The 14,516-nt window shown below is 69.6% G+C and carries 15 protein-coding genes and 1 pseudogene; 8 read left to right on the forward strand and 8 right to left on the reverse strand.

All coding sequences use genetic code 11. From position 1 onward, the window contains the following. Positions 1-47 precede the first annotated feature (47 nt). Both CRP56_RS47830 and CRP56_RS41825 read left to right on the forward strand, forming a co-directional pair. Entirely contained in the window at positions 48-305 is a 258-nt protein-coding gene (locus CRP56_RS47830; protein ID WP_179851252.1) for a hypothetical protein, read from the forward strand. Between the two features lie 951 nt (positions 306-1,256). Further along, positions 1,257-2,495 carry a glycoside hydrolase family 30 beta sandwich domain-containing protein gene (locus CRP56_RS41825; RefSeq protein WP_373559740.1) on the forward strand — a complete coding sequence of 413 codons (1,239 nt, stop codon included), beginning with the start codon at positions 1,257-1,259 and terminating at the stop codon, positions 2,493-2,495. 357 nt (positions 2,496-2,852) lie between these two features. On the opposite strand, the gene CRP56_RS41830 is transcribed toward CRP56_RS41825, so the two are convergent. Further along, positions 2,853-3,842 (reverse strand): L-threonylcarbamoyladenylate synthase, encoded by a 990-nt coding sequence (locus CRP56_RS41830; RefSeq protein WP_097273211.1) that lies wholly within the window; start codon positions 3,840-3,842, stop codon positions 2,853-2,855. A 129-nt stretch (positions 3,843-3,971) separates the two neighbouring features. Then, on the reverse strand, positions 3,972-4,916 hold the full coding sequence (locus tag CRP56_RS41835) for an LLM class flavin-dependent oxidoreductase (RefSeq protein WP_097273213.1): 945 nt from the start codon (positions 4,914-4,916) through the stop codon (positions 3,972-3,974). Between the two features lie 114 nt (positions 4,917-5,030). Here CRP56_RS41835 and CRP56_RS41840 point away from each other — a divergent pair, with 114 nt between their 5' ends. Next, positions 5,031-5,498 carry a MarR family winged helix-turn-helix transcriptional regulator gene (locus tag CRP56_RS41840; RefSeq protein WP_097273215.1) on the forward strand — a complete coding sequence of 156 codons (468 nt, stop codon included), beginning with the start codon at positions 5,031-5,033 and terminating at the stop codon, positions 5,496-5,498. Between the two features lie 332 nt (positions 5,499-5,830). Here CRP56_RS41840 and CRP56_RS41845 read toward each other — a convergent pair whose 3' ends face one another. Both CRP56_RS41845 and CRP56_RS48745 read right to left on the reverse strand, forming a co-directional pair. After that, positions 5,831-6,373 carry an MOSC domain-containing protein gene (locus CRP56_RS41845; RefSeq protein ID WP_179851253.1) on the reverse strand — a complete coding sequence of 181 codons (543 nt, stop codon included), beginning with the start codon at positions 6,371-6,373 and terminating at the stop codon, positions 5,831-5,833. 100 nt (positions 6,374-6,473) lie between these two features. Continuing rightward, positions 6,474-6,678, reverse strand: a pseudogene (locus CRP56_RS48745) (transposase); the annotation flags it as partial. Positions 6,679-6,704: 26 nt separating this feature from the next. Between CRP56_RS48745 and CRP56_RS47835 the strand changes: the two are divergent. The 3 genes from CRP56_RS47835 (at position 6,705) to CRP56_RS41865 (ending at position 8,059) form a co-directional block, all read left to right on the forward strand. Then, on the forward strand, positions 6,705-6,887 hold the full coding sequence (locus tag CRP56_RS47835; RefSeq protein WP_179851254.1) for a hypothetical protein: 183 nt from the start codon (positions 6,705-6,707) through the stop codon (positions 6,885-6,887). Positions 6,888-7,000: 113 nt separating this feature from the next. After that, positions 7,001-7,177 (forward strand): hypothetical protein, encoded by a 177-nt coding sequence (locus CRP56_RS41860; RefSeq protein ID WP_097273219.1) that lies wholly within the window; start codon positions 7,001-7,003, stop codon positions 7,175-7,177. Positions 7,178-7,363: 186 nt separating this feature from the next. After that, positions 7,364-8,059: an alpha/beta hydrolase gene (locus CRP56_RS41865; RefSeq protein ID WP_097273221.1), complete on the forward strand. Its 696-nt coding sequence runs from the start codon at positions 7,364-7,366 to the stop codon at positions 8,057-8,059. Here CRP56_RS41865 and CRP56_RS41870 read toward each other — a convergent pair. Next, entirely contained in the window at positions 8,029-8,598 is a 570-nt protein-coding gene (locus CRP56_RS41870; RefSeq protein ID WP_097273224.1) for a TetR-like C-terminal domain-containing protein, read from the reverse strand. The genes CRP56_RS41865 and CRP56_RS41870 overlap by 31 nt on opposite strands. A 76-nt stretch (positions 8,599-8,674) precedes the next feature. Between CRP56_RS41870 and CRP56_RS41875 the strand changes: the two genes are divergently transcribed. Both CRP56_RS41875 and CRP56_RS41880 read left to right on the forward strand, forming a co-directional pair. Next, positions 8,675-9,958 (forward strand): MFS transporter, encoded by a 1,284-nt coding sequence (locus tag CRP56_RS41875; RefSeq protein WP_097273226.1) that lies wholly within the window; start codon positions 8,675-8,677, stop codon positions 9,956-9,958. 350 nt (positions 9,959-10,308) lie between these two features. Continuing rightward, entirely contained in the window at positions 10,309-10,641 is a 333-nt protein-coding gene (locus CRP56_RS41880; RefSeq protein ID WP_097273228.1) for a putative quinol monooxygenase, read from the forward strand. A gap of 179 nt (positions 10,642-10,820) precedes the next feature. Here CRP56_RS41880 and CRP56_RS41885 read toward each other — a convergent pair whose 3' ends face one another. From CRP56_RS41885 to CRP56_RS41895, 3 genes are read right to left on the reverse strand one after another with little or no spacing between them, the layout of a single operon-like run. Further along, positions 10,821-11,603 carry a phosphatase PAP2 family protein gene (locus CRP56_RS41885; protein WP_097273231.1) on the reverse strand — a complete coding sequence of 261 codons (783 nt, stop codon included), beginning with the start codon at positions 11,601-11,603 and terminating at the stop codon, positions 10,821-10,823. 1 nt (position 11,604) lies between these two features. Further along, complete coding sequence (locus CRP56_RS41890) at positions 11,605-12,558, reverse strand: YihY/virulence factor BrkB family protein (RefSeq protein WP_097273233.1); 954 nt, start codon at positions 12,556-12,558, stop codon at positions 11,605-11,607. Continuing rightward, positions 12,559-14,322 (reverse strand): diacylglycerol kinase family protein, encoded by a 1,764-nt coding sequence (locus CRP56_RS41895; RefSeq protein WP_097273235.1) that lies wholly within the window; start codon positions 14,320-14,322, stop codon positions 12,559-12,561. Positions 14,323-14,516: the final 194 nt, after the last annotated feature.

Here is a 14,516-nt window from a genome sequence, read left to right on the forward strand (position 1 = left end):
CTCCGTGAGCGCCGCGAACAGGCGGCTGACTGGCGGAAGGTGCCCGTGTGAGAAGTGAGCCCAATCTCCATCTGATGGTTCCCTACCGCTTCGACGATTCCGACGCCGATTCCCAAGTGCACCCCGTGGCACGGAAGATGTTCTTCGGCTCACGGATGGCCGATCCCTTCGCCGAAGCCGCCGAATGGATCACGGCGCACGATGTTCGCGTCCTCGACACAGCTTGGGAGAACGCCCCCGCCGGGGAGGAGTTCTCCTGTGTGCTGAGCGTGTACTTCGTTTTCGAGGACGACGAAGGGAACTGAGCGGCGGAACCGTCGACCGGTCACACATGCGGAACGTCCGCCGCGGAAGCGCGTCGCGCCGAGGAAGAGGAATAGCGGGCGGCTCTGCCTCGCCGGCAGAGGGGACGCCGTGTCCCGCGGTCAGCACCAGAAGTCCGTCCTCGCACGTACAGACGCGCCGTTCGGACCGGTGGAGGCACAGACGGATCCGATGTGCCCCGGGGGTGGCGTGGGGATCGTGGGCGCGGTAACTGATGGCGGCCTCGCCTCGTGTGACCGCCGCCGCGGCGGTGGCGAAGGGTGCCTCCACAGCGAGGCTGTGCCGGTCGGCGGCGCCGAACCCTGCGGGCTGGTGGGGTCGGCGAGGGGGCCCGCCTTGACCCGGTCGGGGCGCCTTGTGGCGGGATGGCGTGCAGGAGGTCGTAGCCGATCGTCTCCTTGGTGCCGGTCGTGGGGTCGGTGACGGTGAGTCTGTGTGCGTCGCTGTCGGCGGCGGTCGTCTCGGACCGCAGCCGGATCTCGATGCCGTAGTGGGCGGCGACCTTGTCCAGGGCCTGCGACCAGGCAAGCGATCTTCTACGGGGCGCCGCCGCACCTGAGCGGGGCCGCCGGGTGGGTGGAGGAAAGCCTCAGTGGGGCGACTGTGCCGCGTGGGTTGACCGTGATGACCGGCGTCGCTAACTTCGTGGAGTCTGCCACTTGGACAACGTTCATGATATCGAACGGCGTTGGTGCCCGGTCGGTCGCTGCGTGGTACTGCGTGATGATCGACACCACGTACCAGTGAAACAGCCTGAATGTGCTCATTCGTAGGAGTGGGAGCGCTCCCATTACGCGTGGCCTGCTCGGGCGGGCGTAGCCGAGAAGGTGCCGGAGCGCACGCTGCAGTCACGAGGAGGAGACATGGCGCACAGGCGGAATGAGCCCGTCGAAGGGCGAAGGTCAGCGAGCCGGAGGGCCATCGTGGCGTCGATGGGCGCCCTGCCCCTCCTCGCCGCCACTGCATCGTTCGCGAGGGCCTCTGACGCCGGGTCCGCGACGGCCGCCGCCGCAGCGGTCATCGACCCGTCGGCGACGCGGCAGACGATCCGGGGCTTCGGCGGTATGGCTCATGCCGCGTGGATCGGCGACCTCACTGCGGCGCAGCGGGACACGGCATTCGGGACCGCTGACGGGCAGTTGGGATTCAGCCTGTTACGGATCCCGGTGCCCGAGGACCGGGCGGCCTGGAGCCCCGATCTGGCGACGGCGAAGCGCGCGGTGCAACTCGGGGCCGCCGTCATCGCGTCACCGTGGAACCCGCCCGCCTCCATGGTGGAGACCTTCGTCCACGGCACCCAGACCAACGCACGTCGTCTCAGGTACAGCATGTACGGCGCCTACGCCCAGCACCTGAACGACTTCAACACCTACCTCCGCAACAACGGAGTGAATCTGTACGGCATTTCGGTGCAGAACGAGCCCGATTACGCCCATGACTGGACGTGGTGGACCCCGGCCGAAATGGTCCGGTTCCTGAGGGAGAACGCCGGCTCGATCGGCACCAGGGTCATCGCGCCGGAGTCCTTCCAGTACCTGAAGAACATGTCGGACCCGATTCTCAACGACCCGGTGGCGCTCGCCAACGTGGACGTGATCGGAGCCCACCTGTACGGCACGTCGTTCGGCAACTTCCCCTACCCCCTCTTCAAGCAGAAGGGTGCGGGCAAAGAGCTCTGGATGACGGAGGTGTACTACCCCAACAGCTCGGATTCGGCGGATCTTTGGCCGCAGGCCCTCGATGTGGGGGAGCACATCCACCGGGCCATGGTGGACGCCGAGTTCCAGGCCTACATCTGGTGGTACATCCGGCGCAGCTACGGCCCCATGCGCGAGGACGGCAGGATGAGCAAGCATGGCGCCGCCATGGCGCACTTCGCCCGGTTCGTGCGGCCGGGGTATGTGCGGATCGGCGCGACGGCGAACCCCGCGGCGAACGTCTACGTCTCCGCGTACCGGGGCGGTGGCTCCACGGTCGTCGTCGCGGTGAACAAGGGGACGGCCGCGGTCAGCCAGCAGTTCACCGTGGCGAACGGCGCCGGTTCCAGTGTCGCTTCCTGGCTGACCGACGCGAGCAGGAATGTGGCGTCCCAGGGTACGGCCGGCATGTCGAACGGCTCCTTCACCGTTGCGCTGCCCGCTCAGAGCGTGATGACCTTTGTGATCCGCTGACCTGGCACCCCCCGCGGAACTCCCAATCCGGTACCGACCGACCGGACTCCGGCCATGTGCGTCCGAGCGCGCAGCCTGTCCTCGTTGGACCACGTCCGCGACCTCGTCACGGTGCCTGTGGTGCCCTTGCGAGGCAGTGTGGTGCGCAGCGGGAGGCGAGCGGCGGAGTGCGGGGCCGCAGCCGTCGTCGAGTGTCGGAGAGCAGCAACTGCTTCGCTCTGCGTCCGATCCAGACAACGGGGCAACGGGGCAACGGGGCAACGGGGCAACGGGACGACCGTGTAGCCCGCGCCCCGCGTCACAGCCGGCGTCCCAGACGTCATTGCCGGTGCCCCGTCGCGACTGGGGATCCGCCCGTCACTGCCGGGCGTTGCCGGGGGAGGGGCGGGGGCCGGCGGCGCGGCGGAGTCGGTTGGCGATCGCCAGACCCAGCCCGTCCTCCGGCGGCAAGGACGCGATGATCAGATCGCACCCTTGCTGATCGAGTTCGCGCAGGAATCCGTACAGCCCGCGCGCGTAGGCGGCCATCGAATCGGGGAGGGCCACAACGTGGTGCGCCTTCACCGGAGCGTCGGCGAAGGGGGCAGGGAGCAGGACACCGACCTGGTGCCCCTGTTCCTGCGCGCTCTGCGCTTCGGCGATGACCTTCTCGGGCTCGACGAGGATGACCCGCGCCCGTGGGGCGTAGTGCGACGGATGCTGGCCCGGCACCCGGACGCTGGTCGTCGTAGGGACCGCCAGCGGGTGGCCCAGCACGGCTTCGAGGTCCTCGCGTGACACCCCGCCGGGCCGGAGGATGCTCGGGATCTCGCCTGTGACATCGACGATGGTCGATTCGACGCCGACCTCGCAGGGGCCGCCGTCCAGCACGAAGTCGACGGCGTCCCCGAGCTCGGCACGGACATGGTCCGACGTGGTGGGGCTGACAGATCCGAAGCGGTTGGCGGACGGGGCTGTCACACCGCCGCCGAAGGCCGACAGCAGCGCGAGTGTGATCGGGTGGTCGGGCACGCGCACGGCCACCGTCTCCAGACCACCGGTGGCTTCCAGGGGTACCCGGCGGCCACGCCGCAGGACCAGCGTCAGGGGCCCGGGCCAGAAGTGCTCGGCCAGCAGGCGTGCGGTCGCCGGCACCTCCTCGACCCAATCGGCCAACTGCTCCGCACCGCCGATGTGGACGATGAGCGGATGGGAGGGCGGCCGCCCCTTGACGTGGAAGATACGCGCGACGGCGGCGGGATCCTCGGCGTTGGCGCCCAGGCCGTAGACGGTCTCGGTCGGGATGGCCACGAGGCCCCCGTCGCGCAACACACCGGCCGCCGTTTCGATGTCAGTGGTTCTTGCCATCACCCGCGCAATCCTCTCACTGATCCCACTCTCCGTTTTCCGTGGCCCCGGGACCCATCGGCGCATGACATCGAACCGCGGCCGACAGGAGCCCGCAGGCACGAGAGCCGTCATGGCGGCAAGCGGCCGTCAGCAGAATTGTCCGGTTGTGCTGCGCACGGGTGTGATGATCTCGTCGACGAGCCATCGCGCGGCCTGTGAAGGATAGGGGCTGCGCAGGCTCAGCACGATATGCGTCACGCCTGCGGCAATGAGCTGCGTGATGGCCTTGCGGTCGGCGGCCGGGGTGTCGTAGGAGACGATGTACTGCACGGAGCGGGTGATCGTCCGCGGATCGCGGCCGATGGCCGCGCAATGGTCGTCCAGGACCGTGCTGCGTTCGGTGATGTAGTCGAGTGTGTTGTGCGGCGGGCCGGGGATGTTCCAGATGTCGGCGTGCTCGGCGACCAGGCGAAGCGTTCGGTTTCCCCAGCCTCCGATCAACAGGGGCGGGCCTGACTGCTGGACGGGTTTCGGCTCGTTGCGGTTACCGGTCAGGGTGTAGTAACGCCCGTGGAAGTCGAAGACGTCCCGCGTCCACATGCCGCGGAGGATGGCGATGGTCTCCTCCAGGCGGGCGATGCCTTCGGCAGGCGGGACGAGCGTGAGGCCGTAGGCGGCGTACTCGGCGGCGGCCGGGTTCTCTCCGGTGATGCCGCCCGCGTCGGCCGGCTGCACGGTGCCGCCCACGCCTAGGCCCATGATCAGCCGGCCGCCGGAGATCACATCGACGGTGGTGGCGATTTTGCCGAGGACGGCGGGCGACCGGATCCGATTGCTCGTCACGAGCAGGCCCAGGCGCAGCCGCCGGGTTCTGGCGGCCAGGGCGCTCAGCAGCGTCCACCCTTCGAGGATCTGCCCGTCCTTGGGGCCGACGATCGGCATGAGGTGGTCCCACAGCCAGGCGTCCGCGATCTCGGGCAGGTCGTCGGCCTCCTCCCACACACGGAGGATGTCCTGGTAGGGGACCCGCATCGGGGTGGTCTTGATGCCGAACGTCACGGAGGGATCGGAGGGGATGTGCTGGTCGGACATGGTTGCCACGCGCCCTTCGAGTCGACGCGTCACCGGGGGCGGCGACGGCACTACGTCGTCACCGTAGCGGATCGTCAGTATTGCTGACCATCAGTCTCCGGATACGCTGCCGCCATGACGCGCGACGCCCCGCCCGAGGTCCTCACCTCCCGCCTCGGCTATCTGCTCAAGCACGCGTACTTGCGGCTGACCGAGGAGTCGTCGCAGGCCTTGGCTCCGTATGGGATCGACGGCCGCGAACTGGCCGTTCTCGCCGTCCTCAACGCACACGACGAACTGTCTCAACTGGACGCGGCGGGCAAACTGGGCATCGACCGCACCACGATGGTCTCCCTCGTCGACGCCCTGGAGGGCAAGGAACTCGTAGAGCGGCGCCGCAGCCCCCAGGACCGGCGCAAGAACATCGTGCAGCTGACGCCGGCCGGCCAAAAGCGCCTGCAGGACGCCGAATCTGCCCGCCAGGAGATGGAACGCCGCTTCCTCGCGCCGCTCTCCAGCGCAGACGCTACGCGCTTGGTCCGCACCCTGCGGTCCCTCGTCGGCGCCCCGATGGGCGCCGGCCAGGCGTCTGACTCGACATGACGGACGGTGACGGTGGACCACTTCCGCAGACCCCCCAGCGGGACGGGTCTTCGGCCATGTGGGGTCAGGTTGCGTGAACCTCGGTGCGTTCGACGAGCCGGCCGCGTTCGAAGCCCCGGCCTTCCGGCGGCGCGCGCGTTGGCGCCGCTCGTGCCGCATGGGCTCGCAGCGCGCTTCCCGGCGTGGCGCGAGTTCTTCGATCAACTCGCCGAGATGTTGGCGCGCGACGCCGCAGAAGGCGGGACGGGCCATGGCCGCACGGGCCTGCTTGATCTTCACAGCTCAAGAACCCGCGCGGCCGTCGTGCTGTCACGGCCTGTCCTGCAGGCTGGTCAGACCCGGTCCAGGGGGCGGTGCGGACCGCTGGGAAGTTCCATGTCGATCGTGTCGCCTGGGCGCACCACGCCGCCTTCCCTCACGATGCTCATGATTCCGGCTTTGCGCACGATGTTCCCCGCCTCATCGCGGCCGACGACCTGCTTCAGCAGCCCGTCCTGGAAGTTGTCGATCTGCAGACAGGGATTGCGGAGCCCGGTGACTTCCAGGACCGCTGAGTCGCCGATGCGCAGCAATGTGCCGACCGGCAGACCGAGCAGATCGATGCCACGCGTGGTGAGGTTCTCGCCGAGGTCGCCGGGCGCCACCTTGAACCCTTCTTCGCCGACCTCGGCGAAGAGCTCTTCATGAATGAGGTGGACCTGGCGCAGATTCGGCTGGGTGGGGTCCTGCGCGACGCGCGAGCGGTGCTTGACCGTCACACCGGCGTGCACGTCCCCCTCCACACCGAGCCCGGCAAGCAGCCTGATGCTGTCCCGGTTCGGCTTCGTGAACGAGTACTCCCCATTGCTGCTGACCGCCGTCACTCTCCCGCTCATACCTCGGAACCCCCTCGTCGGTAACTGTGATCAGCCACGAGCCTAGCCCTGGCCCTCCAAGGCACCACAGCATCCACGAACAATCGCGGGTGGGGCCGTTATCGTTCACCCGCGGCGCCTTCACCTCCACCGCCCCGGCCGCGGTGGTGACTCTCCTGGGCCGGTGGTAGCCGTTGCGGACCATGAGCCGCCGACCGGTCTCGTCCGGCTGGTTGGCCAACTCGGCTATATGGGCGTTGACTTCGGCCTCCAGGGCCGGCGGCACGCATCCGCCTCGTGCTCTCCCGAACGATCATATTGAGCATTCCTCTTCGAGGTAGAGCTGTTTGGCGTGCCCGAGGACGGCGTCGCTGGCCAGGTCGTCGAGCAGGCCGGGGTTTCCTGTCAGGCTCGCCCGGACCAGGTCGGCCCGCGGGACCAGGGCGAGGACCTGTGCCGCGGCGGGAGGTTCAGGGGGTGGTCACCGGTCAGCGCCCTGGTGATCGCGGTCGGCGACTCGAACGGCAGCACGTGATCAAGAAGTTCCTCCCGCAGCAAGCTGGTGGGTTCCCAGCTGTGTGTTTCGGCTGCGGAGGGGCATTCGCACGGCACACGAGTGACGAGCCCCAACCCGAAGGAGACAGCACCATGTTGGCCATCGTTTCCGCAGTCCTGTTCTTCATCGCGTTCCTGATCAACGCGGCTGACCTCTCGACCAATGACACCTTCAGCTCGACCAATGTGATGCTCCTCGGGCTGGCCGTGCTCGCTCTGCATCTCGCAGGTATCGGCACCGGCTGGTCGCGTGGCGGCCGCAGACGCTGACACCGACGCCGCCCCCCCGGCGCTGATGCCGACCGCGCTGAGTCATGGGTCCATGGCGCCGAGGTAGTCATGACGAATGGTTGCGAACGGGCCGCCTGGCGGCGCGTGAGCTTCTTCGAAGCGAAGCCGTTCTGCTGTCAGCCAAGACTGTCGCGCCTCCGAAGGTTCGAGCGACAGGATCGTCACATGCAGCCGATCTTCGTTCTCCTGCACAGCCCGTCCGTAGGCCCCTCGACCTGGCACCCTGTGGCCGAACACCTGACGACGGCCGGTTACCAGGTACGGGTGCCCTCCCTGCTGCACATCGGCGCCGGCGATCCCCCCTTCTGGCCCCGCATCGTCGACGCCGTCCGCGACGACCTGCGGCAGCTCCCGGCCGACAGCCCCGTCACGTTGGTAGCACACAGCAACGCGGGCCTGTTTCTCCCGGCGATTCGCTCGGGCCTCGACCATCCAGTGATCAGCTCCATCTTCGTCGATGCCGCGCTGCCGGCCCGGACCGGACCCACCCCTGTCGCCACACCCGACTTGCTGGCGTTCCTGCGCCCGATGGCGGTGAACGGCAGGCTGCCACGCTGGACCGACTGGTGGGACGAGGCAGACGTCGCACCCATGTTCACCGATCCGACGATGCGGCAGACCGTCATCGAGGAGCAGCCCACCCTGCCTCTGTCCTACTACGAGCAGCACATCCCGGTCCCCGACGGCTGGGACGACCATCCGTGCTCCTACTTGCTGTTCGGCCCTCCGTATGACGACCTCGCCGACCAGGCGGGCGAACGCGGATGGCGTGTGGCACACCTGCCTGGCGCACACCTCCATCAGGTCATCGATCCGGCTGGCACAGCCCGTCACCTCGTCGAGCTGAGCGTGGCCAGGTAAGTGGTCACCAGGGTGCGTGCCCAGTCTGCGGTGGCGGGTTCGGGGGTGAAGACGGCGCGGTAGTAGAGCGGGCCGAGGAGGAAGTCCGCCGCGCTCTCCACGTCGATTGCCGTTCCTCCTCGGTCCTGTTCGCGCTGGATGATGGCGGCGAGCTGGCGGTGGCGATCCTCGACGCAGGCGCAGCCGCCTGCCGGTCCGGAGCCGATGGTCGCCCGCATGAGGGCGAGGGTGTCGGGGTCGGCGACGTCGGTGGCCACGTCGGCGAGCCAGCGTCGGAGGTCGCCGGCCAGGGAGCCGGAGTCGGGGACGACCAGGTCGTCGGTGAAGCGGCTGCTGGCGACGTCGGTGAGCAGCTGGGCGATGGATCCCCAGCGCCGGTACAGGGTGGTGGGGTGCACGCCGGCGCGCGCGGCCACCGCGGGCAGGGTCAGAGTCTCGGCTTCTTCCTCGGCGAGGAGTTCCGCGACGGCGCGGTGTACGGCCGCCCGCACCTTCGCGGAGCGGCCGCCGGGACGTACCTGGGTCGACGAGTCAGCCATGGGGAAATTATCGCACTGATCGCTGCGTTAGTGGTAGCGTCCTAAACGCATCGATCACTGCTTTTGGAGTCGCGTCGTGTCCGGTCCCACCTCGTCCCAGCTCCAGCCCTCCCCGCCGCCCACCGACCGCACGGCGCCACCGGAGGAGAGGCGACGACGGCTGAGCCGTCCCGTCGCCTTCGCCTCCCTCGCGGTCGTCTTCGTGCTGTTCATGACCGCCTCCAGCGCGCCCTCCCCGCTCTACGTCGTCTACCAGCAGCAGTGGCACTTCACCGCCACCACCCTCACCACGGTGTTCGCCGTATACGTGCTCGGCATGATCGGGGCGCTCCTCGTCCTCGGCGCCCTCTCCGACCACCTGGGCCGCCGTCCGGTCCTGCTCTCCGCGATCGCCCTCGAAGCCGCCTCCATGGTTCTGTTCCTCACCGCGGGGAGCGTCGGCCTGCTGCTGACCGCCCGCCTCGTCCAGGGCATCGCCACCGGGGCGGCGATGACCACGCTCGGCGCCGCCCTGGCCGACCTCAACCCCGCGCACGCCCCGCACCGGGCAGGCCTCGTCACGGGTACCGCGCCGACCTTCGGACTCGGACTGGGCGCGCTGGGATGCGGACTCCTCGTCCAGTACGGTCCACACCCCACCCGCCTCGTCTACGTGCTGCTGCTCCTGGCCCTGGTGGTGGCCGGTGCCCTGCTGTCGGCTATGCCCGAGACCTCGCTGCGGCGCCCCGGCGCAGCCCGTTCCCTCCAGCCCCGCCTGCGCATTGCCCCCCACCTGCGGGCCGACCTGCTCAGCCTGGTCCCGATCCTCATCGCGAGCTGGGCACTCGGCGGCCTCTACCTGTCCCTCGGCCCGTCCGTCGCCGCCGGCCTGTTCGGCCTGTCCAACCACGTCGTCGGCGGACTCGTGGTCACCCTGCTCACCGGCCCGGCCTTCCTCACCGCCCTTGCCCTGCGCGGCTGGCCCGTCGGCCGCACCCTCGCCGTCAGCGCGACCCTGCTCCTTCTCGGCACGGCCGTCGCCCTGACCGGTGTGGAAGCGCACTACCTGACCGCGGCCGCGGTCGGCACCGCGATCGCGGGCGTCGGATTCGGCGGCTCCGCCCTGGCCAGCTTCGGCACCCTGGCCCGGATAGCCCGCCCCGCCGAACGCAGCGAACTGTTCTCCGTCGCCTTCGTCATCTCCTACCTGGCCTTCAGCATCCCCGCCGTGATCGCAGGCATCGCCGCCACGCACGCCGGCCTGAAGGACACCTTTGTGACCTACGCGGCCACGGTCGCCGCACTGTGCGCCCTGGCCCTGCTCGCGCAGCGCCTGCGCATGAGCCGAACCCCTGTCACCCCAGGCGTCCCCCAGGTCTGAGAAACCACCCGAGAACCGGTCGCCGCGGCTGCCCCGATGCCGCGGCGACCTCGACATGCCTGCCACGGCTGCCGTGCGGGAGGAGGCTGGACCTGAAGGCGTGAGGAGCGCGAGGCTTTCAGAATGCCCATGCCTGGAAGGGCGTGGTGCCCGGTTGAAGGCGATACTGGAGGCCGTCCGCAAGTCCGAGCGGCCGCATGAACGGGACTGTGGGCGCTGCCCACGGTCCCCCTGTCCTGCGGGACCGGCGCCGTGCCGGACCCGAAGGATGGGACTGCGAAGAACAGGAAGGCCGCGGGCAGCACGCGCGCCGACCCGCTTCGTACGGTTTCCCTCACCGAGGAGAGTCAGTGATCTTCATTACGGCCAAGTTCCGGATCCTGCCGGCGCACGCGGACGACTGGCCGCAGATCAGCAGGGACTTCACGCTGGCCACACGGGCTGAGCCGGGCTGCCTGTGGTTCGAATGGTCCCGTAGCGTCGAGGACCCGACCGAGTACGTTCTCGTGGAAGCCTTCCGCGACGACGCAGCCGGCGCCGCACATGTCGGCTCGGACCACTTCCGCGCCGCACAGGGCGTTCTGCCGCCGTACCTCGCCGAGACCCCGCGGATCGTGAATGCGACGATCCCGCAGAACGACTGGTCCGAGCTCGGTGAGATGGCCGTGAAGGAGCGGGAGTGACCGGCGTAGCCGTCACTGGTGCAGTCGTCGAAGAAGGCATCGATCGACGCGTGCATCGGAATGATCGCGGGCGGACGCAGCGGGGTGCGTCGGACGGGTAACCGGGCAGACGCGGCGTCGTTCAGGCTCCCGGGCCGGCGGCCTGTGAGGGTGTCGCCACGCCGCCCGTGACAGCCCGCCTATGGCTGGGCCGCGTCGTCCTCGGGTGCGTCATGGGTGATCTCCGGTTCCAGACCGTCCGTCACTGCCGTGTGGCCGCGACCCGCTTCGACGCGCCAGGTCTGGAAGGACCAGGCGGTGGCGGCGACGACGGCGAGGCCGAGGAGCCAGCCGCCCAGAACGTCGCTGCACCAGTGCACGCCGAGAGCGACGCGGGTGAAGCCGACGCCGAGGACCGAGAGCAGGGCCAGGCACCAGGACACGATGCGCCAGGCCCGCGGGATCAGCGGCAGCAGCACAAGCAGGAAGATGCCGAAGGACGTGGTGGCCGTCATGGCGTGACCGGAGGGAAAGGAGTAGCCCGGCGCGTGGGCGATCGGGTCCTGGAGGTCCGGCCTGGCCCGTTCCACCACCGTCTTGACCAGCAGGCCGATGAGCCCGCCGGCCACAGCGGTCACCGCCGCCCAGGCGGCCAGGCGCCACGCCCTGCGGTACAGCAGCCACACCGTCAGCACCGCGACGGCCAGCCGCAGCGTCACCGGGTCCCAGACCCGATCGGAGAGCACGTGCAGGGTGCTCGCCCACGCGGGATGGTCGAGGGCCGTGCTGTGCAGGCGTCGCGCGGCCGACGTGTCCAGTCGTTGCAACGGCCGCCACTGCCCTTCGACCAGAATGAGCACCAGCCCGAACAGGACCGCGCTCACGGAGGCGAGGCCGGCGGAGGCCAGCAGTCGCGCACCGTACCTGCGGTCGGCCTGCCGACGGCGTGCTCGTAGGTTTCGCAAACCTGCGTTCGTGCTCACGTCAGACTCCTGGGTCGTCCTGGATCGGTCCGGGGCGCCGGCCGCGTGCCGCTTCCAGCTGTGCTGCGAAGGACAGGCCGAGCAGCAGGGCGATGGACGTGAGGTACGCCCACAGCAGCAGGGACATGAACGCGCTGAGGGGGCCGTAGACGGTGTCGAAGGAACCGCTGAGGTCGAGGTAGAGGCTCAGAACCCAGGTCAGGGCCATCCACAGCACGAGATACACGGCCGCGCCGAAGGCGAGCCAGGTGTAGCCCGGTTGGTTGCGGCGTGGCGAACGGCGGAAGACGGCGCTCGCGGAGATGAGGGCGAGCAGGAACCCGAGGGGCCAGCGCAGGATGTCCCAGGCGTGCAGGGTGCTGTCGCTTAGGTCGTAGACGGTGACGGCCGCCGCGGCGAGGTCGTCGCCGGCCACCATGAGGATGAATCCGAGACCCAGCGGCAGGCCGGCGCTGAGCGCCATCACCAGACCGCGCAGGTACTTGAGGTGGAAGGGGCGGTCGCGTTCGTTGCCGTAGATCCGGTTGGCGCCCCGCTCGATCTGGCACATGGCGGTGGTGACGTTGACCAGGGAGAAGACGGCGCCGAACCAGAGAGCGACCTCGGCGCCGGATCCGGAGTTGTGCCGGCTGCGGTCGAGTGCGTCATCGACGACGGCCGCGCTGGGACCCTGGGCTATCCGGTGGATGGTCAACTCCGCGAGCCTGCCGACGTTCTCGGTGTGCAGGCTGGTGGACAGGCCGACGAAGGCGATGGCGAGGGGGATGACCGCCAGCACCGTCTGCAGGGCGAGGGCCCGGGCATGGCTGAAGCCGTCGGCGTAGCGGAAGCGGACGAACGCGTCGCGCAGCAGAGGCCAGCCGCCGTACCGGCGCAGAGCTGCCCAGGCCTCGTCGCCGGACAGTTCCTCGCCGGTCATGTCGCGTGTCTCGGGGACCTTTGTCGCCGTACCCATCTACTTCTCCCGTGCGGGCAGCAGCATCGTCAGCGCGCCGGGGCTCGCCTCGACGCTCAGCCGGCGCCCGGGCGCAACAGGGTCGCCGTCCAGTTCGCGGGGCTGGGCGCGGTCGAAGGTGAACTCGGCTTGCCGGAAGGTGAAGAAGGCGACCGGCGCGTCGGCGCCGAGGGCCCCCTGCTGCTCGCCAGGGGTGTTCCTAGCCGACTGCGGTGAGGCTGCGCCGCGCAGCAGCGTCCACAGGGCCCTGATCCAGCCGCCCAGGCCGTGCGGATCGAGGATCAGCAGATCGAGCCGCCCGTCATCGCAGCGCGCGTCGGGCAGCAGGCGCATGCCGCCCTGCACCGCGCCGACGTTGCCGATCAGCACCATACGGGCGGTACGCCGAACAGCCGCGGCGCCGTCCAGCCGTACGTCCACGGTCATGCGCGGAGCGCGCCGCCAGGCCCGGGGGAGGGCGAGCACATAGGCGGGCCAGCCCAGGAGGGACTTCGTGCTGTCGTGGGCGTTGGCGCGCTGCAGCATGGCGGCGTCCAGCCCGGCGCCGCACATGGCGGCGAAGTGCGTCGGGGGCAGGCCGTCTGCCTCGATGCGGCCGAGGTCGACGCGGTGGACGGTGCCGCGCAGTGCGGCGTCCAGGGCGTGGGCGGCAGACAGGGGCAGACCCAGGTTGCGGGCCAGGAGGTTGCCGGTTCCGCAGGGGACCAGTACGAGAGGGACCGTGCTGCCCGCCAGGGCGGTGGCCGCTGCCCGGAGCGTGCCGTCGCCGCCGCAGACCACCACGAGGGTCGCGCCGTTGCGCACCGCTTCACTGGTCTGGCCGCCGCCGGGATCATCGGCGGTGGTCTCGATGAACTCCGGTGTGCGGTGGCCGTGTTGCGCGAGGACCTGCCGGAGCGCGTCGCGGTCGCTGGGGCCGGTGACCGTGGGATTGATGATCACCGCGACGTGGCCCGAGCGCTGTCCGCGGCCCTCGGCCTTGGCCTCCGGCGTGGTCCTGGCCTCGGACGCCAGGGGAGCGGTCAGGAACCCGTCGGCGAGTACGGCGCGCCCGACGATCCAGAGCGACAGGCCGCCGTTCACGAGTCCGCCCGCGACATCGGTGGGGTGGTGCATGCCCCGGTAGAGCCGGGCGATGCCCACCACGATCGGGACCAGGAACAGGGCGGCGGCGATGATGCGCCGCCACGGGCTGCGTATGCGGGAAAGGGCGAGGACGGCCAGTCCACCGTAGACGGCCGTCGCCGCGCCCGTGTGGCCCGAGGTGTAACTCGACGTGGGCAGTGAGCCGTCGAGACGGTGCACGTCGGGACGGTCCCGGTCCACTGCCACCGTGATGACCAGAAAGACCAGTGACTGCAACGACACGGCGAGCGCCAGGAACGTCGCCTGCCGCCACCTGGGGAGCTTCGGCATCAGGAGCAGACCGAGGCAGCTCACCAGGGTCACGGCTATCACGGTCTCGGTGTTGCCGGCCTCGGAGGCGATCGAGGACAGCGCGGTGAGGGTGTCCGTGCGCATCCGCGCGAAGGCCGAGTTGACCTGGTCCTCGACCGTCATGGGCCACAGGTCGTGGGCGGGGCCGGTGATCAGCAGACCGATGCCCACCATCAGTGCCGCCTGGCAGATCGTCAGCGCCCCGATCCAGCCGACGGCCCAACCCGTCCCGCGCGGTGCCACGGGGCGATGGCCGAGGGCCGCGAGACTTCCCGCAGGTCTCTCGCCAGGCAACTCCGCTGGTCTTCCCGATACGGCGGTCGGCATGGATGCCCCCTGATCAACGTTTCACGGCGGTGGCCGGGCCGAGGCTCGTCCTCTGGCTCATCGCCGTATGCCCGCTGATCTTCGGCCCAGACTCGTAGCGACGGGTCTTGGCGGGGTGTGGCTGTCGGCGGACGCGTCCGCGGACAGGGACGGCGACCGTTGACAGGCATTCACCGCTTCTGCACGAAGGTGTC

It is taken from the genome of Streptomyces sp. TLI_55, from assembly GCF_900206255.1.
GTDB classification, from domain to species: Bacteria; Actinomycetota; Actinomycetes; order Streptomycetales; family Streptomycetaceae; genus Streptomyces; species Streptomyces aquilus.